The 22,069-nt window shown below is 46.1% G+C and carries 18 protein-coding genes and 3 tRNA genes; 9 read left to right on the forward strand and 12 right to left on the reverse strand.

Annotated elements, in window-relative coordinates:
- Nucleotides 1-12 precede the first annotated feature (12 nt).
- Together QUA04_RS00885 and QUA04_RS00890 are read right to left on the reverse strand one after the other, a co-directional pair.
- Entirely contained in the window at nt 13-3,303 is a 3,291-nt protein-coding gene (locus QUA04_RS00885) for a DEAD/DEAH box helicase (RefSeq protein WP_333252883.1), read from the reverse strand.
- Nucleotides 3,304-3,436: 133 nt separating this feature from the next.
- Nucleotides 3,437-3,943, reverse strand: coding sequence for a hypothetical protein (locus QUA04_RS00890; protein WP_333252885.1), 507 nt, complete (start codon nt 3,941-3,943; stop codon nt 3,437-3,439).
- Between the two features lie 290 nt (nt 3,944-4,233).
- Between QUA04_RS00890 and serA the strand changes: the two genes are divergently transcribed.
- On the forward strand, nt 4,234-5,817 hold the full coding sequence (gene serA, locus QUA04_RS00895; RefSeq protein WP_333252889.1) for a phosphoglycerate dehydrogenase: 1,584 nt from the start codon (nt 4,234-4,236) through the stop codon (nt 5,815-5,817).
- A 184-nt stretch (nt 5,818-6,001) separates the two neighbouring features.
- Nucleotides 6,002-6,892 carry a 50S ribosomal protein L11 methyltransferase gene (prmA, locus tag QUA04_RS00900; protein ID WP_333048922.1) on the forward strand — a complete coding sequence of 297 codons (891 nt, stop codon included), beginning with the start codon at nt 6,002-6,004 and terminating at the stop codon, nt 6,890-6,892.
- Nucleotides 6,893-6,932: 40 nt separating this feature from the next.
- Here prmA and QUA04_RS00905 read toward each other — a convergent pair whose 3' ends face one another.
- Entirely contained in the window at nt 6,933-7,526 is a 594-nt protein-coding gene (locus tag QUA04_RS00905) for a hypothetical protein (RefSeq protein WP_333252891.1), read from the reverse strand.
- Between the two features lie 87 nt (nt 7,527-7,613).
- On the reverse strand, nt 7,614-7,931 hold the full coding sequence (gene trxA / locus QUA04_RS00910) for a thioredoxin (RefSeq protein WP_333048924.1): 318 nt from the start codon (nt 7,929-7,931) through the stop codon (nt 7,614-7,616).
- Nucleotides 7,932-8,004: 73 nt separating this feature from the next.
- On the opposite strand from trxA, the gene fabG reads away from it, so the two are divergent.
- Nucleotides 8,005-8,769, forward strand: coding sequence for a 3-oxoacyl-[acyl-carrier-protein] reductase (gene fabG, locus QUA04_RS00915; protein ID WP_333252893.1), 765 nt, complete (start codon nt 8,005-8,007; stop codon nt 8,767-8,769).
- Between the two features lie 62 nt (nt 8,770-8,831).
- Here fabG and QUA04_RS00920 read toward each other — a convergent pair whose 3' ends face one another.
- The 3 genes from QUA04_RS00920 to QUA04_RS00930 are packed head-to-tail and all read right to left on the reverse strand — an operon-like array spanning nt 8,832 to nt 10,870.
- Nucleotides 8,832-9,275, reverse strand: coding sequence for a GTP pyrophosphokinase (locus tag QUA04_RS00920; protein WP_333252894.1), 444 nt, complete (start codon nt 9,273-9,275; stop codon nt 8,832-8,834).
- Between the two features lie 29 nt (nt 9,276-9,304).
- Nucleotides 9,305-9,778, reverse strand: a complete 474-nt coding sequence (locus QUA04_RS00925) for an NUDIX domain-containing protein (protein WP_333252897.1) — start codon at nt 9,776-9,778, stop codon at nt 9,305-9,307.
- 36 nt (nt 9,779-9,814) lie between these two features.
- Nucleotides 9,815-10,870, reverse strand: coding sequence for an adenylate/guanylate cyclase domain-containing protein (locus QUA04_RS00930; RefSeq protein WP_333252899.1), 1,056 nt, complete (start codon nt 10,868-10,870; stop codon nt 9,815-9,817).
- Between the two features lie 552 nt (nt 10,871-11,422).
- Here QUA04_RS00930 and QUA04_RS00935 point away from each other — a divergent pair.
- Together QUA04_RS00935 and QUA04_RS00940 are read left to right on the forward strand one after the other, a co-directional pair.
- Nucleotides 11,423-12,562 (forward strand): class I SAM-dependent methyltransferase, encoded by a 1,140-nt coding sequence (locus QUA04_RS00935; RefSeq protein WP_333048929.1) that lies wholly within the window; start codon nt 11,423-11,425, stop codon nt 12,560-12,562.
- Nucleotides 12,563-12,883: 321 nt separating this feature from the next.
- Nucleotides 12,884-14,587: a lipoxygenase family protein gene (locus tag QUA04_RS00940; protein WP_333252901.1), complete on the forward strand. Its 1,704-nt coding sequence runs from the start codon at nt 12,884-12,886 to the stop codon at nt 14,585-14,587.
- A 59-nt stretch (nt 14,588-14,646) separates the two neighbouring features.
- Here the strand turns inward: QUA04_RS00940 and QUA04_RS00945 are convergent, their stop codons facing one another.
- The 4 genes from QUA04_RS00945 to QUA04_RS00960 form a co-directional block, all read right to left on the reverse strand.
- A complete protein-coding gene (locus QUA04_RS00945) occupies nt 14,647-15,786 on the reverse strand; it encodes a fatty acid desaturase (RefSeq protein WP_333252903.1) in 1,140 nt (379 codons plus the stop codon).
- Nucleotides 15,787-16,107: 321 nt separating this feature from the next.
- Complete coding sequence (locus QUA04_RS00950; RefSeq protein ID WP_333048932.1) at nt 16,108-17,373, reverse strand: glutamate-5-semialdehyde dehydrogenase; 1,266 nt, start codon at nt 17,371-17,373, stop codon at nt 16,108-16,110.
- Nucleotides 17,374-17,377: 4 nt separating this feature from the next.
- A complete protein-coding gene (locus tag QUA04_RS00955; RefSeq protein ID WP_039888086.1) occupies nt 17,378-17,782 on the reverse strand; it encodes a hypothetical protein in 405 nt (134 codons plus the stop codon).
- Nucleotides 17,783-18,030: 248 nt separating this feature from the next.
- Nucleotides 18,031-18,102, reverse strand: a tRNA-Gly gene (locus tag QUA04_RS00960).
- Between the two features lie 218 nt (nt 18,103-18,320).
- On the opposite strand from QUA04_RS00960, the gene QUA04_RS00965 reads away from it, so the two are divergent.
- The 4 genes from QUA04_RS00965 to QUA04_RS00980 all read left to right on the forward strand — a co-directional run bounded on the left by QUA04_RS00965 (nt 18,321) and on the right by QUA04_RS00980 (nt 20,992).
- On the forward strand, nt 18,321-18,461 hold the full coding sequence (locus QUA04_RS00965; protein WP_333048933.1) for a hypothetical protein: 141 nt from the start codon (nt 18,321-18,323) through the stop codon (nt 18,459-18,461).
- Nucleotides 18,462-18,750: 289 nt separating this feature from the next.
- A complete protein-coding gene (locus tag QUA04_RS00970) occupies nt 18,751-20,568 on the forward strand; it encodes an ABC transporter ATP-binding protein (RefSeq protein WP_333252905.1) in 1,818 nt (605 codons plus the stop codon).
- A 197-nt stretch (nt 20,569-20,765) separates the two neighbouring features.
- Nucleotides 20,766-20,847: transfer RNA gene (locus QUA04_RS00975), tRNA-Tyr, on the forward strand.
- Between the two features lie 73 nt (nt 20,848-20,920).
- Nucleotides 20,921-20,992 (forward strand) — tRNA-Thr (locus QUA04_RS00980).
- Between the two features lie 63 nt (nt 20,993-21,055).
- Here QUA04_RS00980 and QUA04_RS00985 read toward each other — a convergent pair.
- A complete protein-coding gene (locus QUA04_RS00985; protein WP_333252907.1) occupies nt 21,056-21,979 on the reverse strand; it encodes a M23 family metallopeptidase in 924 nt (307 codons plus the stop codon).
- Between the last annotated feature and the right edge of the window lie 90 nt (nt 21,980-22,069).

Here is a 22,069-nt window from a genome sequence, read left to right on the forward strand (position 1 = left end):
TTTTGGCTTCTCCTAATCTAAAACCGCATTTTTATTGAGCCTAATTAATTTCTTAAATGCCTCATTATCCAACTCAGTCAACCACGACTCATCCGCACCAATAATTGACCCTGCCAATTTCTTTTTGTCCTCAATCATTTGGTCAATCTTTTCTTCCAAAGTGCCAATCGCCACAAACTTATGCACAAACACATTTTTTTGCTGTCCGATCCGAAACGCCCGATCCGTCGCCTGATCTTCCACTGCCGGATTCCACCAGCGATCGAAATGGAACACGTGATTGGCTTTTGTCAGCGTAATTCCCACGCCCCCCGCCTTCAGTGACAGAATAAATACCGAAGGTTCAGACTCTGGATCTTGAAACTCTGAAATCATCCGTTCCCGTTTTTCGCGACTGGTTCCCCCGTGGATGTAGTAAGTGTTGTAATGTAGCGTTTGTTTAATATATTTTTCCAACGCGCTTCCCAGTTCTGTAAACTGCGTAAATACCAGTAAACTTTCGCCTTCTGCTTTGACTTCCTCAATCATCTCGATCAGCCGTTCCAGTTTGTGCGATCGCTCTGGTGTAAACTCACTTTCATCTTGCAAAAACTGGCGCGGATGGTTACAAATTTGCTTCAGCTTCAGCAGTGTCGCCAAAATCATCCCCTTGCGCTTCATCCCTTCCGCCGCGTCAATTTCTTGTTCTACCTCTTTGACGATCGCTTCATAAAGCGAAGCTTGCTCGCGGGTGAGATTGCAGTAGAGCTTTTGCTCAACTTTGTCGGGGAGATCCTGAATAATCGACTTATCGGTTTTCAGGCGTCGGAGAATAAAGGGTTCCACTAATTTTTTGAGCGCTGCCGATTGCGTGCGATTGCTATTTTTTTGAATCGGGATCTCAAACAACTTCCGAAACTGCGCCTCTTTACCCAGATAGCCGGGATTGAGGAAATTAAAAATTGACCATAAATCCAGCAATCGATTTTCCACGGGTGTTCCAGTCAATGCTAGTCGATGGGTAGCGGGTAACTTTAAAATCGCCTTGGTTTGCGCCGCTTTCGGATTTTTAATATTCTGGGCTTCATCAATTACCACGCGATGCCACGCTACGCTGCTCAACAGCTTCTCATCTTTTCGCACCAAGGTAAAGGAAGTAATCAACATATCGCAACCTTGGACGGCGGCTTTAAATGCTTTGGAATCTTGCAAACGTTGAGGGCCGTGGTGTATGAGTGATCGCAATTCTGGAGCAAACTTTTCCATTTCCTTTTGCCAGTTACCAACTACGGAAGTGGGCGCAATTAGCAGCGTGGGTAGAACCGAAGGTGCGAGCGCTTTTTCTGTCTTTTTTTCTGTCTCTTTTGTAGTAGATAAAACTTCTCTTTCTTGCAATAATCGAGCAATTACCTGCGCCGATTTACCCAAACCCATATCATCGGCAAGACAGCCATTTAATCCCAAACTTTCCAAATAACTCAACCAAGAAACGCCCCGCTTTTGGTAATCCCGTAGCTTGCCTTGAAACTTTGCTGGATCTGCAATTAACTCTAACCGACTCTTATCGTTCAGCTTCTCCAACATATCCGATAAAGCCCGATCGCGCTCAACCTCCAACTGTTCGCTCGCTTCTCCTTCTGCCGTCAACTTCATAAAGTCAATCAGGCTTAAATCGGGGTTTTCTTGGCGATGTTTTTTCCAAAACTCCAACATCTCCTGCATCTTGTCTTTGTCCAGTTCCATCCATTGTCCTCGGAACTGCACCAGCGGTGTTTTGCTATTTACTAACGCCTGCCATTCTTGTTCGCTAACCCGTTCACCCCCGATCGCCAATTCATATTGATATTCCACCAAGGAATCCGCCGAAAACAATCCTTTGCCCTTGATTGCAGCGCTCTTGCTGCCCTTCCCTTTGACTTGCAGGCGAATCTTTGCCCGTTGTCGTCCCTTCGGCGTCCACCAAGCGGGGACAATCACTTTGTATCCGGCATCTTCTAATACCCAAGCGGACTCGCTGAGGAAGGTGAAAGCATCATCTAAGCTGAGGGAAATGTTAGCAGGTTGGTCGGTTTCTAGCCCTTGCCAAAGTTGGGGATAAATGCGGGCAGCGTAGCCGAGATTTGTCAGCAAATGTTGCTCAAAGTTGTCTCCGAATTGTGTTTGCAACTGTTTTTGTTGAGTAGATCGCGATCGCCAATAATCCTGCAACGGCATCCGCAGAGATGGGTCTTTTTTCGCAGCCACCTGAAACTCTAAAACCCAAGGCTGTTCGGGGTTTTCGGGGGATTGTAGTTGAAAGCAAAGGGAGAATGAGTCAGCAGATTGATTGCGCGTAATGCGATCGCGCCAGGTTTGCCATTGCCGGTATTGCTCAAGGCTTACTCGCGCGATTTTTCGTGTTTGGTTGAGACAGATTTGGAGTAAAGAATCCGCAATCTTATTTTCAAACGATGCTGGGATGGGGGTTTGAGTGACAATTTCCGCGATCGCACACTCGGAAAAATGCCGCAGCAACCGTTCGCGATCGTAGAACTTTGGTGTATCTTGTAGCTGGATCTTCCGAAAACCGGACACACAAACTAAAGGCATCCATTCAACATAGCGTTGTAAATCATTTTCGTACTGTGTTGAAACAATTTCCCATCCCGGATAAATCTCAAAGCTGGGTTCAATTTTGGCAGGTGTTTTTGGAGTTTTTGCAGTTGTTTTGGTTTTTGTCTCGCCCGCTTTCTTACGCCCGCGCGTGGCTTTCTCAGCGGGTTCGGATGTTTCGATGGGTGCGATCGCGATCGGAGCAGTTTCTCGATAGCGCAACGCCGGAATATAATGATCTTTCAGAACAATTTGCTTAAAATTTTGGGTGTAGTGATACCAAAATAGCAAGTCTGAACCAAACTGAACTTCTGCTAAATCGTAGAGGGCAAAAAAATGCAGATCGTTCAATACTTTAGTCAAAGTGTGGGTGGCGATGGACACACAGTCAACTTCCCAATACTCCAACTCAAATGTTTCGGGTAATTCTGTCTCTAAATATCGCGCTAACTCTAAAGATGGTAACGGCTGGTTATCGGCAGTGGGGAGTAAAAAATACCGAGGGACGATCGCGTATTCTCGCCCCATCGCACTTGTATTGCTGACTGCTGACAGTTGAATCCCGGCTTCTTTCGTTAGAAACTCTCTTAACTGTGCCGTCCCCAATTGTCGGGGATGAACCTTAGCAGGCTGTTTTTTCTTTTGAGTGGTTTCAACCCAAAGACAAAAAGTTCCACCTTGAACAAAACTCTCTTCTGTTTGAGGAATCCAAGTCCCGTGGAGGATTTTCATAGGTCATACCAAATGCAACCTTTGGCAGCCTATCATATCATGAATGAGTGGGAAAAGATAACTGCCTCCAAATATTACACGAGTTGAATGTCAACAGTTAACCGTCAACAGTCAACTGTTAACAAACAAATAACTAAGTCTCTGTATAACCTTGGATATTTTCGGGTTTAAACTGCTGCAAAATCTTCGCAGCTTTCCCAGTCAAATCATCAGTACCCTTAACCGCAATCAAAAACTTACCCGCATTCAAACGGTTGCGGTAGGGCAAAGCATCGCCGCTGCCAAAAGCCATGCCCCCGGCGCCGCCAACAACAAAGCTGCCCATCCCGCCGGCGATCGCACCTAGCACTCCGCCGATCGCATGATCGCCAATTTCCCCCGCCCACGCAAAAGTCTTCAACTGAGTCATCAGACTGAAAGTAACGCCAGCAATAAAGCCAAACGGCACTAGCCAAACAGCCATGAGTTTAGCTTGTTTATTCGCTTGCTGGTTAGGGTCGATCAAGCCAAATTCATCAGCAGTTTTGTAGCCACGACCCAAAATGCTCACTTGGTTCATGGGCAAGCCTTCTTTTTCCAGAGCACAATAGGCAGCTTCGGCTTGAATTCGATCGGGCAGTACGGCGATAAGATAATTCATTAGAAAACAATTCCTGATAGTTAGGCTTGAATAGCCAAAGTCTATTATAGACCGAAAAGACATACTAGCTAAGCACTTGGGGGTTTTTCAGACATTCAGAGAGTCCGATCGCCCCCCAAGCTAAAATATTTCATGCAAAAAACGGCCGACCTTGACCGAATACAGATACAATTCAAACTGCACAAAGGCAAGCTTGAGCTGAGCTGTTAGATACTGCTCTAAGTCATAAGTCTCAACTTTGAGCTCGCCAACGCTCGGTCTATTTTTACTATTGCACTCAATTGCTTGCTATGCCTAAAGTTCTAGTATCCGATCCGATCGACCAAGCCGGAATTGACATCCTGTCCCAAGTCGCGCAAGTTGACGTAAACACAGGACTCTCAGCCGAAGAACTGGTACGAATTATTCCAGATTACGACGCTTTAATGATCCGTTCTGGCACCCAAGTTACCAAAGAAATCATTGAAGCCGGGAATTCACTCAAAATCATCGGCAGAGCCGGCGTCGGCGTGGATAATGTCGATGTACCCGCAGCTACCCGCAAAGGAATTGTAGTCGTCAATTCCCCCGAAGGCAACACGATCGCCGCAGCCGAACACGCGCTCGCCATGATGCTCTCAATGTCCCGCCACATCCCGGAAGCCAACGCATCCGTCAAAGGTGGTAAATGGGAACGCAACCGCTTTATCGGCGTAGAAGTTTACAAAAAAACCCTCGGCATCGTCGGTTTGGGTAAAATCGGCTCCCACCTCGCGGCTGCAGCCAAAGCAATGGGCATGAAACTGCTGGCATACGATCCCTTCATTTCCACCGAAAGAGCCGACCAGTTGGGTTGCCGCTTGGTAGAACTCGAACTGCTGATGCGCGAATCCGACTACATCACCCTGCACATCCCCAAAACGCCGGAAACCCTGCACTTAATTAACGCTCAGGTGCTGTCGAAAATGAAGCCTACGGCCCGCATCATAAACTGCGCTAGAGGTGGCATCATCGACGAAGCAGCCCTCGCAGAAGCCATCAAAGAAGGCAAGATCGCCGGCGCAGCTTTGGACGTTTACGAACACGAACCCCTCGAAGCCGATTCCCCGCTGCGGAGTGTCGGGCAGAACATCGTGCTAACGCCCCACTTGGGAGCATCCACAGCGGAAGCTCAGGTGAATGTGGCGATCGACGTTGCTGAACAAATTCGTGATGTACTCTTGGGGCTGCCCGCGCGATCGGCTGTTAACATACCAGGAATTTACCCAGATTCGATCGAAAAACTCAAACCCTACCTGCAACTCGCCGAAACTCTCGGCAACCTCGTCAGCCAGCTAGCCGGAGGCCGAGTCGATTACCTCAATGTGCAACTTCAAGGGGAATTGGCTAGCAACCAAAGCCAGCCCGTAGTCGTTGCCGCCCTCAAAGGCCTGCTCTCCCAAGCCCTGCGAGAGCGCGTTAACTACGTCAACGCCAGCATAGAAGCCAAAGAACGGGGGATTCGCGTCGTCGAAACCAGAGACGCCTCAATTCGCGACTACACCGGCTCCCTGCACCTCTCGGCCAAGGGAACTCTCGGCGAACACACAGTCACGGGTGCAGTGCTCGGTGAAAGCGAAATTCGGATTACCAGCGTTGACGATTTCCCGGTCAACGTTTCCCCCACTCACCATATGCTGTTTACCCTGCACCGCGATATGCCGGGGATTATTGGCAAAATTGGTTCCCAATTGGGTAGTTTTAATGTCAATATTGCCAGTATGCAGGTAGGCCGTAAAATCGTGCGAGGCGATGCGGTGATGGTTTTGAGCCTCGATGACCCTCTACCAGAGGGGATACTGGCGGAGATCCTAAAAGTTCCGGGAATTCGGGATGCTTACACAGTAAATCTTTGACGGATTTTGGAGTTTAGATTTTGGATGCAAGGGCTGATAATTGGTAATGGGTAATTGATCGTTGGTAATTGGCCTGAAAGCGGGAATTTTTCTATTAGCCAATCCTCCTTCCTCACTCCCCAGTTCCCAGTCTCCAGTTCCCCTGGGCAAATCTAAAATCTAAAATCTAAAATCTAAAATTGTTATGGCACATAGTTGGTGGGAAATTAGAATTCTTTGCGATCCGGCGCTGGAAGATATCATCTTTTGGCGTCTGGAACGGTTTAACTGTAGGGGAAGTGCTACTGAGATCAAAAGTAATTCCTGTCTGATGTCGGCTTATTTGCCCGAAGAACAGGCAGGATTGCTGGATTTGGCCGCTCTGTCTCTGTGGTTGCGTCAAGATGCTCTGTGTGCAGGTTTGCCCCTACCTGCGATGCAGTGGGATTTGATTGAAGATGAGGACTGGGGCAGCACTTGGAAGGAACACTGGCAGCCTCAAGAAGTGGGCGATCGCTTTTTAATTAATCCCGCCTGGCTGCCCCTACCAACTGATACCGATCGCGTCATTTTGCGTTTAGATCCGGGTGTCGCTTTCGGTACCGGTGCTCACGCTACTACTCAACTGTGTCTGGAGTCGCTGGAAATGCGTCTTGGTTTTGATGACAAAGAGTCCATAGTTGCTGATATTGGCTGCGGATCGGGTATTTTGTCGATCGGCGCGGTGTTGTTGGGCGCTACAAAAGTTTATGCTTTGGATACTGATCCTTTGGCAGTGCGATCGACCATTAGCAACAGACTACTCAACCGCGTTAATTCTCAGCAGTTAGTTGCAGAGCTCGGAAGTATCGATCGCTTGAAAGAAATGCTAGATGAGCCGATCGACGGTTTGATATGCAACATCCTAGCAGAAGTAATCATTGATTTGATCCCGCAATTCACTGCAATTAGCAAACCCACTACTTGGGGCGTGCTCAGCGGCATTTTGCTCGAACAAGCTAAGCCAATTGCTGACACTCTCGAACAGCACGGCTGGATTGTCGCTACTCTGTGGAAGCGCCAAGATTGGTGCTGTTTTAATATTCGTCGTAGTTAACAAGATGGTAATTGCTAATTGGTAATTTTGAGTTCATGTTTCATCTTTGAGAAGTGAATTTAAATAAATCTCGCACCTGAAAATAAACCGCGCCAGCCCAGTAAAAACCATTCACCAAAATTAACAACGTTTTTCCAGCATAAGAATTAACAAAACCAAAAACGCGGTAAGTTGACAGCAGCACTAACAACATTTCAACCAAAGAAACAATTGACCCGTAGTGCTTCCTATCCCAATAAGAAATCGGACTGATAAAACGGTAATTGCTGAACGGAAAAAAGTGTCGGTGAGCGTCGTCATTGTGGACAGGCAAATCTCCCAGAGAGTGCAGTATCATGCTCATAAACAGAATTTGCACACTTTGCAAGCCAAAGTAATAAGCAATTAGCCAGCCGATTGCCGCCAGAGGGATAGAATGAAACAGAGCCACAATATCTTGCACAAAAGGCTCATAATATGCTTTTGACCAAATTGTAGCTGCGGGTAAGCGAGCAATGTATTTCGCCCAAAAGTAAAATAAAAATATCGGAATATCCGGCAAAATTCCGCCGATCACAATAATTAAATTAGCTTGCGGCAGTTGCGGTTTGCCGAGAATTGCGAGATTGATAATAGCGTGGCTGGGAGTCTTCATAAGTAGGGTGCGTCAACTAGGATTATCTTATTTATAATTAATCAGATATTAGCTGACGCACCCTAGGTGTGAGATAATTGGCTCGTGCTACAAGTGAGGTTGCACTCGATCAATCAACTGCGCGGCTTGCAGCACTCCCTCAATGCGATCGACCTCAGCGCCATTTTTGAACAGCACCAAAGTCGGCAAAGCATAAATGTGATGCTGCGACGCCAACTGTTCGTACTTATCCGTGTCAATTTTGACAACCATCAGCTTGTCCTTCATCTGACCGCTGACTTGCTCCAAAATCGGTGCCATCATCTGACAAGGCCCGCACCAAGTAGCGTAAAAATCTACCAACACCGGCAAGTCAGAGCCCGATAGTAACTCTTCAAAACTGCTGAACTGTTTTTGAACTGCCATAAGACAAAATAATTTTTTGGGTTCTGGCTCGATTTTAGTGCAAAATTCTCTGGTAGATTGCGAGGATACAATTATGGAATTATTACCAGAGACTTTTCAGAGATTGCGGGGTCAAGTTGCTGTCGTGACCGGTGCGTCGCGGGGAATCGGCCGCGCCGTTGCTTTAACCCTAGCAGCAGAGGGCGCTAAAGTCGCCGTAAACTATGCGAGTTCGAGTGCTGCTGCTGATGAGGTGGTAGCAGAAATAGTCGCTGCTGGAGGAGAAGCTGTCGCACTTGCAGCAGATGTCTCGAAAACTGACCAAGTAGATTTACTCACCAGTAATGTCATGGAAAAATGGGGACGAATTGACATTTTGGTGAACAATGCCGGCATTACTCGCGATACTTTGCTGCTGCGGATGAAGTTGGAAGATTGGCAAGCGGTAATTGATTTGAATCTAACCGGCGTGTTTTTGTGTGCGAAAGCTGCCAGTAAAATCATGCTGAAACAGCGAAGCGGTCGAATTATTAATATTGCTTCGGTTGCTGGGCAAATGGGCAATCCCGGACAAGCTAATTACAGTGCGGCGAAAGCTGGGGTAATTGGGTTTACTAAAACTGTGGCGAAAGAGTTGGCGACTCGCGGGATTACTGTGAATGCAGTTGCACCGGGTTTTATTACTACAGATATGACTAAGGATGTCAAGTCTGATGAGATTTTGAAGTATATTCCCCTGGGGAGATATGGGGAAGTTGAGGAAGTGGCAGGAATGGTGAAGTTTTTGGCGGCGGATGCGGCGGCGGCTTATATAACGGGGCAGGTTTTTAATGTGGATGGGGGGATGGTGATGGCTTAGGATTTTGGGATTTTTTTAACCGCAGATGCACGCGGATTAACGCGGATATTTGCGGTTAATAATTATTTTAAAGCTGCACGCAACTGACTGAGGACTTTTTTGTATTTGGCAATCCGTTGAAAATCTGCCTCTGTGGGATTGGCGATGCGACGAAGATCGAGGTTATGAGTAACATCAGCGATTTTGACTCGCAGTGCGATCGGGTTGGCAATCACACGTTCTAAATAAGCTGCATAAGCTTCTCCTTCTATTTTGGTAATCGCCACGATCGCCCCGACTAGAACTTCAGGAAAACCTTCGCTTCTAAGTTGCTCAAGTGTAAGTTCAGAATCTTCGACGGCATCGTGTAGAACCGCTACGATTTTTTGCTCTAGAGAATTTACATTTTCCATCACAAATAGCGGATGATCGAGATAGGGATTGCCTGCTTTGTCAACCTGCCCCTCATGAGCTTTGGCTGCGATCGCGATGGCCCGTTGTAGTAATGATTCGTAATCTAAATTCATATTTGGCAACATAGTAAATAAGTTCTCTATTAAAGTTTTATTTCCCTCGCGGGTAAAAGGTCATGTTTGACTTTGGATTTTAAATATTCCTGCAATAATTTCCAAGCCATTTGAGTACCCTCACCTGCGTTGACTTTCTCGAAATCTACATCTTTTCTCAAAACTACTAAACCCACACCTTCTTTGATTTCTATTTTATCACAATCGCTAACTCTAGCCAAAAAAAGGTGGTTGTTTTGTAATACTTTTATATCCTTGGCAGTCTTCTGGTGAGTAAAAGTTGTGATAAACTCCATTTTGTAATCATTGGTTGTGAGGAAAGTTTCTTCCTCTAATTCTCGCAGGGCTGCCTGCTTTGGACTTTCTCCAATGTCCACGCCACCCCCAAAAGTAGAAAGCATTCCTTGACTGGCAATACCTGGAATATTATCTCGCAGTTGTGCCCCAATCTGACCGTTGGGGAGCATGAGAAAAATGCGAACTATTGACTGAGGAATATTCATCTTATCGAGGAAATAACAAAACTCAAAAAAGTTGATCTATAGTTTTCTAATTTGACTCCAAATTTTCCTAATCCAATTGTAAGCCACAGCATACAAAGCCAGCAATTTATTGACAAAACTTTGCCAAATAGAACCTTCCCTTACCTCGGAAATCTCCTCGATTCCCACGGGAAGCGGCGGCATCCCGACTACTTCATACAGCGGATATTCGCCACTTTTCCCCGGAATTTGCACGGATACGCACTGATTGACGATCGCTAATTCCTTAACTTCCTGATAAGTCTCCTCGGAAATCAGTAAACTTGTTCCTACTTGCTTGTTAGCAGCCTCGATCCGGCTGGCAAAATTCACCGCATCTCCGATCGCCGTCACCGTCTGACTCTTCGACGCCCCCAAATTCCCCACAACAACCCATCCGCAGTGAATGCCAATTCCAATCCGCAACTGGTGACGGTATAAAGTCTCAAAATAGGGATTGAGTTTCTCTAGTTCCTCCAGCATATCCACCCCAGCCCTCACCGCTTGTTCCGCCGCCTTGTCGGGATTTTCCAACCCAAACAGCGCCATAAAACCATCTCCCATGTAATTATTAATCATCCCGCCATTGCGGTTAATAACATAACCCATTTTTTGGAAATAGCGATTTAAAACATAAATTACATCGTAGGGCAACAGCGATTCTGCAAACGCTGTAAACCCTCGAATATCGGCAAACAAAATAGCAATTTTCTTCTCTTGACCCACAGGAGAAGAAATCAACTTTCCGGCCATTTCGTCAGTAAATGATTCCAAGTCTTCAGAATCGATCGCCAATCGGCGCAAAATCACCTTGCCGCCCGCAATCTGCGTCTGACAAGCCAGCCTAATTTCCGGTTCTAAACGCAATTTTTTCGCGAGTTCCTCTTCCGGCAAAGTGCGCGGAGAGCAAAATTCTAAACCTTCGACAATCAATACCCGGCAAGTCGAACATCGGGCGCTACCGCCGCAGATGTGGGTGTGGGGAATGTCGGCACGCAGGGAAGCTTCCAGAATTATATCGTCGTCGTCTATCTCGATCGTGCGATCGTCCGGTAGATAGTGAATCTGTGGCATATGTGGCGCGTCTAGCTAATTAGCGAGGAATCTCGCGGACATCTGTTATTGCAGCGAACCTGTATGCAAACCCGGTTTCTGGGCATTTTTTCTGTATCCCTGATTCCTTAACTATAAGTCGCGATCGGCATTTGCTTGTCGTTTCGTCCGCTCAACCGCCAAACTGACACAACTTTAAAAAAAGAAAGCAACTCTAGGCAAGAGTCCAACTCTTAGCTCATCATTTATTTTCAATTCTAAAATCTAAAATGGTATAAATGAACACTCCAATTTTCATCTCACCCTGAAAATATCCCCATTCAAGCTGTGGAGTTAATCTAAAATCTAAAATCTAAAATCTAAAATGGACTGACATAATTCTTAATAAAATTAAGATCGCCCAAACCCCTATAAATCCGTTATCAAATCCCCTTCAACCGCCATATATTTTTAGGATTTTGGGGAATTTTGGTATGTAACGCTTACTTGGCAAGAGTTTCAGCTTTTTTGCTCTCTAACAACCAGCCAATTTTTGTGAGATACAATAGCAGCATCTTTAAAACGAGTATAACCATGACTTCATCAACAGCCCTAGAAAGCATCGAAAACCACATTCCATTCGTAGGAAATATCCATACCAAAAGTCCGATCGCCTACGGAGCAACCCGCCTCGGAGTCAGTGCAGTTAACACGGTGCAAATGGCAGTAGCAGAGTCTTACATCAACGGATTAGAAGTCCCAGATTCAGTATTGCGATCGCTTTTTGATACCTGGATGCCCGTCTTTTTTAAGCATTTCCCGTCCCTGCTTGCACCCTACGAATGGGTACTAACAGAAACAGACCATACAGCCGAAGGGCCGCGGGATTTAATGAAAATTCAGTACGACTTGCCTCAAGCCATGCTGAATCCGATGCTAGGCGAGGGGAAACTCATTTATCCTAAATACAGCATGGGATTGTGGGAAAAAGGAGCCGCAAACCTTGAACAATCGCAAATTCAGATGATTGATGATGTGATTGAAAAGCTAGAGATTCAAGATGGCGACAATATTTTAGACTTTGGCTGCGGTTGGGGTTGTGTTCCCAATTACATTCTTTCCAAATTCCCCAATGTCACCTTTACCGGGATTAACTTGAGCCACCACCAATGCGAGTATATGCGTCAGAAGATGCAAGACCCCGAAAGCTACCTTAGTTCCGGTCGATTTACCCTATATGAAGGCGATTTGAACGACGCCCAATTGGAGACAAAATTTGACAAAATTCTCTCCATTGGAGTTTTTTGTCATGTGGGTAATTTAACGAAAGCTTTCCAAAAGCTGGCCTCTTTCCTGAAGGATAACGGCAAAGTTTTCATTCACATCATCACAGTTCGCACTCCCAACAATATATCCAGCGTTTTCACCCACAAATACATTTTCCCCCACGGCCGTTACTGGAAATACGATGCAGTTCCCAGCTACAATAAAGACCTCAAGACCATTAAAAGATGGTATATCAACGGCTCTAATTACTCCAAAACATTTGCTAACTGGCTGAAAAACTTTGACGATTCTCAGGCAATAGTCAAAGATTTAAACTACGGCATCGACATCGACTATGCCAAATTTCGCCGCATCTGGCGGTTTTACTTAATTTGGTTGGGGACTAATTTCGCCAGTTGCGACGGCGAATATAACGGCAACGGTCAATATTTACTGACTCATACCTAATCGCTAATCAGTAGACCCAGCTCAAAAAACCTAACACCACGAGCCCCGACTTCTTTGAGCAGTCGGGGTTCTTGAGTGCGAGCTACTTATCGGGAGAATCAAACCGCTCTATGTGGATTTAGAGAGATCGAGAAGTGTTGCCTTCTTTTGAGGAATTTTTCTGAGTTTAAAAAAATCCGGAATAAGATTATTGCTCGGTGAATAAGACCTATATCAAGAGTGATCCGGCACAATTCTTTTTAAATTCCATCCTCGATCAGTAGTGATGATGTCCGAGATTTTACTACAAAAAGAGAGTTGATTTATACAATGGTAGACAATATGAAACCTTCTCTTCCTCAAGACGATCCGAACCAAGAACAGCGCAAAGATTCCTTGAAGGGTCAGCAAAAAGCTTATCAGTTTGACTATGAGAGTTTATCACCTTTGGCATTATTGAAAGATGTGCCACCAGTCGAGAATTTTTCGAGTAAGTATATTGCAGAACGGATATTAGCAACATCGGAACTTCCCGCAAATATGCTGGCAGCCGATGCGAGAACTTTTCTCGATCCTCTCGACGAGCTCCAAGACTATGAAGATTTCTTTAGTCTGCTGCCGCTACCTGGTGTTGCCAAAATTTACCAAACCGATCGCTCTTTTGCAGAACAGCGCCTGTCTGGAGCAAATCCGATGGTACTTCGCCTCTTAGATGCGAGCGATCCTCGGGCACAAACACTGACCGATCTTTCTAATTTGCACCCATTATTCGATCGGCGCCAAGAGTTGCAGGACAACAACATTTACATTGCCGATTACACAGGTACTGACGAACACTATCGCGCGCCTGCTCTCGTTGGAGGCGGAACCTATGAAAAAGGCAGAAAATACTTGCCTAAACCGCGGGCTTTTTTCGCTTGGCGGTGGACGGGAATCCGCGATCGCGGTGAAATGACACCTATTGCCATTCAACTAGATCCGACGCCGGGTAGCCATGTGTATACCCCATTCGATCCTCCTATCGATTGGCTGTATGCGAAACTCTGTGTACAAGTAGCAGATGCTAATCACCATGAAATGAGTTCCCATTTAGGTCGAACTCATCTTGTTATGGAACCAATCGCGATCGTCACCGCCCGACAGTTGGCTAAAAATCACCCGCTTAGTCTGCTGCTGAAACCGCACTTTCGGTTTATGTTGACCAATAACGATCTGGCGCGTTCTCACTTGATCGCTCCCGGCGGGCCCGTCGATGAATTGCTAGGCGGCACCTTGGCAGAGACAATAGAAATAAGTAGAGAGGCGTGCAGTACGTGGAGTCTCGATCAATTTGCCTTGCCCGCAGAACTGAAAAATCGGGGAATGGATGACTCCAATCAACTGCCTCACTATCCTTACCGAGATGATGGATTGCTGCTGTGGAATGCGATTGAAACCTTTGTATCTGGCTATCTCAACTTCTTTTACGCGACGAATGAAGAGATCGCACAAGATGTGGAATTGCAAGCCTGGGCCAAAGAATTAGCTTCGGCTAAGGGCGGTAAAGTCAAAGGAATGCCAAGCAAAATCAACACTGTTGAACAATTAATTAAAATTGTCACAACTGTAATTTTTACCTGCGGGCCGCAGCATTCAGCAGTCAATTTTCCCCAGTATGAATACATGAGTTTTGCTGCCAATATGCCCTTGGCCGCCTACCGGGACATTCCTAAAATTACCGCTTCGGGTAATCTAGAAGTGATTACGGAAAAGGACATTTTACGGTTGCTTCCTCCGTACAAACGAGCGGCTGACCAACTGCAAATTCTGTTTATTTTGTCAGCTTATCGATACGACCGTTTGGGTTATTACGATAAATCTTTCCGAGAACTCTACCGGATGAGTTTCAACGAAGTTTTTGCGGGAACGCCGATCGACTTTTTAGCCAGCCAGTTCCAACAAAATTTGAATATGGCTGAACAGAAGATTGATGCCAACAATCAAAAACGAGTAATTCCTTACATTGCTCTCAAGCCTTCGTTGGTACTCAATAGTATCAGTATGTAGGAGTGTATTTTTGGAGTGGGCGAGACACCCACCCCAAAAGAAAATTCCTGTGCCCATTCTCAGCTTTTGTAGTCTTCAGCGATCGAGCAATTCACGCACATTGTACCAGACGAATCTGTGAAGGTGACCTCATCTTGATAATGCCGCGGTGTTTGCATCAGCAACCGCCAAGCTTTACCAGCATCGATTAAATTCATGCGATTGGGATAGTGAATTTGCAACAACTCTTGCACCATCGGATAATAATCTGAGTTGATGCTGGGGAAAATATGATGCTCTGTGTGGTAAGAAAAATTTAAATGCAGCAGGTCAAATATTTTAGGAACCCGCACTGACATACTGTTAATCAGCGGGTCATTAATGTCGGTCATCCGGCAACCCATGTGGTTGGTATAGACGTAAAACATTGCCCCTGCATGACCAATCGCGATCGGCAAAATGTAGCTGAGAGAAATTTTTAGCGGATGAAAGTCTAAGTAGAACAAAATGCTCGCATGAATGGCTAAAATTCCCACACATTCAAAGGCAATCGCCCCTCTATCTTTAGCACTAACTGTAAAAGCAGCCGGTACATAATTAACTGATTTATCATTAAATAACAGTACCGAGGTGAGATTGCGGAAATTATGCACTAACCACGAACCGGCCATCCCTACAATTAACCACAGCGGATTGACTTCAACTGACGGTACAAACAAATTTTGAATCCATTTTCCCCAAGTATCTGGTTGCTGGTACAGATAGTTGCGATCGGGGTCTGCCAAAGAATTCGTGTTATTGTGATGTACGAGGTTGTGCAGATTTTTCCACTGAGTAGGTGGCATGAACAGCATATTTAGCCCCAAAAAGGCGATCGGATAAGTGAGGCGCGACTTTTTCTGAACGCTACCGTGCATCAAATCGTGGGAGCTAAATAGCAAAACTATGATACTATTGCCCATAATCGCGGCTAAAGGTAAGTAAAGCCATAAAAGATAGACAGGCCAGCGATCGAGATTAGCAGCAATTCCCCACCCCAGCAATAAAATAGCAGCGTTGATGAATAGTATGGCTAACTTGCTAGGATCTTGTTCAAAGGCATCTGAGGGCAGCAGCGGACGCAATTTTTTAACATATACCGAGTGGTGAATTAGCGTTTCTTCGCCTAAAGTTGGCGTTGCCGTCTTGTCTAGAGTATTGAGTAATTTTTTTGATTTCATGTTATCGCTAAGAGTATTTTCAGGTGATTTAATAAGTTTCTAAATTTAATTAGATCCCGTACCCACTTTTAAATGGAACCCACACATAAATCCGGCGGCTTATTGTCAGGCTGCGGATATTTTATCTGTTTCCACTGTGGCTATTCGGCAGCTTGTGATCAAATTGCTTTAGATCAAGGCTGCCTAATTTTTGTACCAAGATATTATTGTATCCTATAAAAATAATTTGGAAACACCTCTTAAAGGCTTACTTATCGATAACACTCTCCCACTTTTCAATTGGGTTTAATCTCAATAACCAATCCTAAATAACCTGTAAAATTAAAAAAGTCCGTTTCCTTGAACAATTTCTTTGATTGTCGTCAGCGTATCTAACCCGATCAATCCTCGACGATAACCTTTTTGGTTGGACATTCCCAAAAATATCGCATCTCCCCGATTTTGATAGCGCCAAAACCGAGGTGAGGCATTAATAAAAGTTGAGGCGCTGTTAACATCCAGAGCAAATTGGCGACTTTCTAAGTAAGATTCAGTGGCAATGCAGTCAGCGTGACCGCTGCTGTAGCGGTTGATCCAGCCGATCGCTATCTCTAAACTATCGACAACTTTAAACGCGATGGTTTTGTTTAAATACGGTTGAGTCCACTCGTATGGTTCCGCCAGCTTCAAGTCTGGGAAATCTGCCACGAGATCCGCATCCGCGCTAATTTGAAAGCCTTTTTCTTTTAAACTGTTCCACAGCCTAACTAAGGAAGAAGGCTTTTGGTTGCGATCAATCAGCACTTTCTCGATCGCATTAACAGGATCGGGAACGCTTTGATGGCTGTCCAAAATCATCCACCTAGCCATCTCCAAACTGCCAGTAGGTGACCAATAAAGGTAACAATTTCCCATTGCCGACCTCAAAACTGGTGCTGTGCATAACCTTACTACTTGCTGCACCAAACTTGGCCTGCCGTAGGGAATAATTAAATTGAGATATTGGTCTTGAGTGACCAATTCTCGGATCGAAGCGCCCCGATCCGGCGGCAGTACCTGCAAACATCCTGAGGGCAAACCGACCTCATCGATCGCCGACACCAAAGCTTCTCCAATTACAGTATTAGTTTGCCAGCTTTCGCTGCCACCTTTAAGAATCAAACTGTTAGCACTTTTGAGAGACAAACCGGCTGCGATCGCCCCCAATTCGGGAAACGCTTCGTAAATAAGAGCGATCGCCCCCAGCGGTAGCGACTGACAGTAAACCTGACAGCGATCGACCTGATAAGAAGCATTGATCACCCTGCCGATCGGATCTGGCATTTCCCCCAACCGTTCCAGAATTTGCACAGTTGTCTTGATCCGTTCCGGCGTCAGCTTCAGCCACTCCACAATCAACTCGGGAATCGCCATGTCCCGACTTGCTTCTAGATCCAGAGTATTTGCTTCTAAAATGTCATTTTGCCGGCGTTTCAGCGCGCCCGCCATCGCCTGCAAACCGGCAGCGCGATCAGCACTCTTTGTCGTAGCCAACTCCAAAGAAGCTTGGTAAGCGCGACGCGCCACATTTGCGGCATCTGACGAATGGGTAAAATCCTCTATTATCATCTAGCTAACGCCTATAAGCCAGCCATACCATCAGCGCCGGCAACATTGCTAGCAGCACGGCGACCATTGCCCACAGAATAATATTCGGGCCCGGCGAGTGCAGCGCCAAGGGCAACCAAATCACTAGCGGCACCAATATCATACCCAAAGCCAGTGGCAAATAATGGGCCTTCAAACCCGGATGCGCTCTGTTCCATTGGTTGCCCGTCCACCGCCAAGCCTGCTTGTAAGGATAGTTCGTTGATAGTTGCTCAATCACGTATCCACTTTCGTCCAATACAAATATTTGTTGACAGCGGTTGCAGCCAAAGGCTTCTGTCAACGTTATAGGCACTAAACGACCCCGGCGTCGGCAAGGACAGGGGTACTCATCGTTTAAGTCAATCTTTGGAGCTTTTTGAGATGGCACTAGCGATCGGATAAAAAAAGCGTTTTTACAAAAATAATCGTTAACCTATCCACTTAATCAAACTTGTCAATTCCGCCATAACAAGGCTTTCAACTGCCTATTCGGAGATATCGTCTGATCGGCAATTTTGACTTGCAAGTTCTGCATTCAATCTTACCACTAACTTAGGTATTTTCAACCATCCTTAGGAGTAGACCGAAAACTTTCTTGATCTAGTTTCCGGTTTTCTTACTTTTTTTATTTTCTAAAGCGGGTGACGCGATTCGAACGCGCGACATTCACCTTGGCAAGGTGACGCTCTACCACTGAGCTACACCCGCATTTCCTGCGGTATTAACAATATTGTCTCAATTCTCGGAATTTGTCAAGTCTTTTTAGTAAGTTTTTTTCACAAACCCCGTAAAAACCCCCAAAGCCAGTCCCCACCTGAAATTTCAGCAGCCAGATTATTAACCAAATCAGTAATTGCCGTGAAGAGTCACAGCCATCCGCCGACGGCAAAGCTACAATCAAGCTGGAATTGTGGGAGAACACTGTCATGTCAGATTTAAATCGCGGAATCATGAAGTTCAAGGGAGCTGACAGCCCAATTGCGATCGCCATGTCGGCGATTGTCATTGCCGGCGGAATCGGCTTCTTGATCTGGTGGGCGCTGCAATCAGCCTACACCTTCAGCTAACAGGCTACTCAAACGTAAAAATTAGAAAGCTTGGTCAGAAGGCAGAATTTAAGAAAAATTCTGTCTTTTGCATTTTTTTTACCCTTAGTCTTGAGTTTATTGCCTAGGAATGCAGATCGATTGCTGACGATCGAAGGATTGCTATAAATCACCCGATCGGGCCAGTCGCTAGCATGAGCCGAGATGACTCCCCGATCAACTACTTTTGTAGTACACTTGTAAACAAAGCGCGCCGACAGCGCAATTTTAGATGCAAGTATTTGCAAGGGTTGTATCTCAACACAAATTTATGGCAAGCTTTCAGGACATTTTCCAATACTACAGTCGCTACTGGAAAATATCAGTTTACAGCATAGGCGCATCCAGCGTTTTGGCACTAGCCGATTTGCTTGTTCCCTACGCGATCGGTCAAATATTAAACGTATTGTCCGGTCAACCTACAGATACCGTAACGCAAAAACTCATAACAGCGATTGCCTCTGTTACCCAGCACTCACCCAACCAAATATTATCGCTATCCGTCTTGCTGGGCATAATTTTTCTGGTAACAGTCGCCAAAGCACCGGTACAGCCTTGGGTGGGAAATTGGTTCCACTGGGCGATACCATTGAGGGCAAGGCGCGATCAAATGAGAAGTGCGATCGGCAAAATCCTCACCTTACCCCTAGAATTCTACGACGAAAACAACGCCGGACGGGTTGCCAGCCGCATCGCCAAAGGCATCGCCAACCATACTTGGACTTACCCAGAAATTGCCGGCGAATTCATCCCCGAAGTCGTGCGCTTAATCGGCATTTTTGCCGTTATCTGGTTAATTGAGTGGCGGATTGGCTTATTAATTTTGGTTTCATTCCTATTTATCCTCAGTTTCACCCTCAAAGGCCTGCAACAGGTGACTGCGCGGGAAGAAATTCTGGATGAATACATCGAAGATACCGAAAGCCGCAACTCGGAAATTATCACCAACATCAAAACAGTCAAAGCTTTTGCGACAGAAAGCGATGAACTCAAAAGGCAAACCACCAGACTCGATCGCGAATTAAAAGTCGTGATCAACCGCATTCACAAAGGATACGTCACCCTGGGGACATACCAGCAGACGATCGTCCAGTTGTGTTTGTTTTCAGTTCTTGGTTTTAGCCTAGCAGCCACAGTTGCAGGCAAAATTTCCCTCGGATATTTTGTTACCGTCTACACCCTGGCAAGCATGGCATATTCCCAACTGCGTCCGATTAGCATTATCGCCGAATTATTGGCGCGCCGCTATTCTTCAATGATCCGGTTCCACGAGTTTATGCAAACGCCAGACGGTGTTGATGCGGTTAATTTAGCAGAAAATGCTCGATCGGCGTCGCCTTATAAATTTACCGGCAAAGTTGAGTTCAGCGGTTTGACCTTCGGGTATGACAGTCAAAAACCCGTTTTGCAGGATGTGAATTTATTGATTCATCCCCGTCAGACTGTAGCATTAGTCGGGCGATCGGGTTCCGGGAAATCGACTTTAGTTAAACTTCTGTTTCGCTACTTTGAACCAAACTCCGGCCGCATTCTGATCGACGGCGAAGACATTCGCAGCTTAGACGTGACTCGCTACCGCCAGCGTTTAGCCATTGTCCACCAAGAAGTAGACGTTTTTAACGGTACTTTGCTGGAAAATTTGACTTACGGAAACAGAAATGCAACTTTCGAGGAAGTTGAGGATGCTTGTCGCATCGCCAAAGTAGACGATTTTGTGCGGCTGTTGCCCCAAGGTTACTATACCGTGGTCGGGGAGAGAGGAATGCGGTTGTCCGGCGGTCAGCGGCAGCGGTTGGGGATTGCGAGGGCGCTGTTGGTGGAGCCGGATGTGTTAATTTTTGATGAGGCTACTTCTAGTTTGGACTATGAGTCGGAGCGATCGATCCAGATAGCCATGCGAAATATCCTCGGTACGCGCACCACCATAATTATTGCCCACAGACTGAGTACAATTCGCGAAGCCGATGCGATCGTCGTACTCGACGGCGGTAGAATCGTCGAAATTGGCAGCCACGAAGAACTTTTGAGTCAACAAGGTATTTACCGCCGCCTGCACTCCCTGCAAGAAACCGGGGAATTAGTAAATTAGGGATTTCCTCTTAGTCTAGACTTAGGGTGCTCCGGGCGGGCACCAAGCCTAGACTTAGCAATGCACACCTTAAACAGTGTTCAATTTTCCCGTCTGCCACTAACTCACTTATATTTTCTCAACTTAATGATTAGCGTTTCAAATATAATGTTGCAAATAAAGATTCTGGTGCTAGGATTTATAACTGTGATGGAAATGGGTCGATGCCCGAGTGGTTAATGGGGGCGGACTGTAAATCCGCTGGCTACGCCTACGCTAGTTCAAATCTAGCTCGGCCCACCTCAATTTAATAAAAATTTAAAGTTTAAGAATTAAAAATTAAATTTTTAATTGGAGATTCTTAATTTTTTATGCCCGTGTAACTCAGTGGTAGAGTACCTCCTTGGTAAGGAGGAAGTCACGAGTTCAAATCTCGTCACGGGCTTGCTACTCTATGCCATACAAAAAAATAGGATTTGCGGTTGAAGAAGCAATTCAACCGCAAATCCTATTTTTTAATAGTCGCTTGCAAATAAAGCAGCGGGTCTTCAGCAACCCAACCCAAACCCGAATTGTACCGAACTTCAAAATGCAAATGAGATGGCGAAATGTCCCGTTTTCCCGTCGTCCCCACAGTTCCCAAAACTTCTCCAGACTGCACTTTTTGACCGACTTTTACGGCAATATCTTTCAAATGAGCGTAGCGCGTTTGCTTCCCCGCTTGATGGTTCACCACCACTAAATTCCCGTAATCCCCCTGCGGCCCGGCAAACGCGACAGTCCCCTCGCCAGCCGCCAAAACCTGCGTACCCTCCGACGCCAAAAAATCTACGCCGCTGTGGAAAAAAAATTCGCGCCGCGCCGGATGCAATTGCCGCCCGAAACGCAAAGCTTCCACCGCTGGGGCCGGCAGCGGAAATCCTTCCACCGATGGCGTTGCATCGGGATTTGCAGAAGACCCGATCGACCTATTCACCGCAGGCACAAACACCGTTTTCCCCAAAGGCCTGCACCCATTCGCCTCAAATAGCAAATCTGCAGGTACTTTGTAAGCTTCTGCCAGTTTTTGCCAATTCCAGCCCGCAGGCACTTCTACCTCGATGCCACTGTAGGGAGGAATGACGATCGTACTTCCGGCAGATACTCGACCGCCCCGCAACGTAGGATTTATCCCGATCAGCACCGCAAGATTCACATTGTACTGCCGCGCGATGCTTTCTATAGTTTCGCCCTGGGCCGCAGTGTGGCGACGCAACCGAGACATAGCCGGACTCGGGCAGTCGCGGGCCGGGTCGGGGTTTTCTACAGGTGTACCTGAAGGAAGATTTGCAGGTGGGATCTCGGTATTTGCCGCCGTTTTCCCAACGGGTGCGATCGACCACATTAGTGCAGAAATCAGCGGAAATAAGCGTTTAAAAGTCTTCATGTACATAAAAAAGTATTCATTTCGGAAAGTTGACAATTTTAAAACCCTGTGAATCTGCATATTTGAAAGCTCTAGCCACCCCCCAGACTGTAAATC

Origin of the sequence: Microcoleus sp. S13_C5 (genome assembly GCF_036700845.1) — a bacterium.
Lineage (GTDB): Bacteria > Cyanobacteriota > Cyanobacteriia > Cyanobacteriales > Microcoleaceae > Microcoleus.

Coding starts and splice junctions, on each gene's coding strand:
- QUA04_RS00945 (WP_333252903.1), bottom strand. CDS start 15,786: ATGAAATCAAAAAAATTACTCAATACTCTAGACAAGACGGCAACGCCA.
- QUA04_RS00940 (WP_333252901.1), top strand. CDS start 12,884: ATGAAACCTTCTCTTCCTCAAGACGATCCGAACCAAGAACAGCGCAAA.
- QUA04_RS00935 (WP_333048929.1), top strand. CDS start 11,423: ATGACTTCATCAACAGCCCTAGAAAGCATCGAAAACCACATTCCATTC.
- QUA04_RS00885 (WP_333252883.1), bottom strand. CDS start 3,303: ATGAAAATCCTCCACGGGACTTGGATTCCTCAAACAGAAGAGAGTTTT.
- prmA (WP_333048922.1), top strand. CDS start 6,002: ATGGCACATAGTTGGTGGGAAATTAGAATTCTTTGCGATCCGGCGCTG.
- trxA (WP_333048924.1), bottom strand. CDS start 7,931: ATGGCAGTTCAAAAACAGTTCAGCAGTTTTGAAGAGTTACTATCGGGC.
- QUA04_RS00890 (WP_333252885.1), bottom strand. CDS start 3,943: ATGAATTATCTTATCGCCGTACTGCCCGATCGAATTCAAGCCGAAGCT.
- QUA04_RS00920 (WP_333252894.1), bottom strand. CDS start 9,275: ATGAATTTAGATTACGAATCATTACTACAACGGGCCATCGCGATCGCA.
- QUA04_RS00970 (WP_333252905.1), top strand. CDS start 18,751: ATGGCAAGCTTTCAGGACATTTTCCAATACTACAGTCGCTACTGGAAA.
- QUA04_RS00905 (WP_333252891.1), bottom strand. CDS start 7,526: ATGAAGACTCCCAGCCACGCTATTATCAATCTCGCAATTCTCGGCAAA.
- QUA04_RS00950 (WP_333048932.1), bottom strand. CDS start 17,373: ATGATAATAGAGGATTTTACCCATTCGTCAGATGCCGCAAATGTGGCG.
- QUA04_RS00925 (WP_333252897.1), bottom strand. CDS start 9,778: ATGAATATTCCTCAGTCAATAGTTCGCATTTTTCTCATGCTCCCCAAC.
- QUA04_RS00965 (WP_333048933.1), top strand. CDS start 18,321: ATGTCAGATTTAAATCGCGGAATCATGAAGTTCAAGGGAGCTGACAGC.
- fabG (WP_333252893.1), top strand. CDS start 8,005: ATGGAATTATTACCAGAGACTTTTCAGAGATTGCGGGGTCAAGTTGCT.
- QUA04_RS00985 (WP_333252907.1), bottom strand. CDS start 21,979: ATGTACATGAAGACTTTTAAACGCTTATTTCCGCTGATTTCTGCACTA.
- serA (WP_333252889.1), top strand. CDS start 4,234: ATGCCTAAAGTTCTAGTATCCGATCCGATCGACCAAGCCGGAATTGAC.
- QUA04_RS00930 (WP_333252899.1), bottom strand. CDS start 10,870: ATGCCACAGATTCACTATCTACCGGACGATCGCACGATCGAGATAGAC.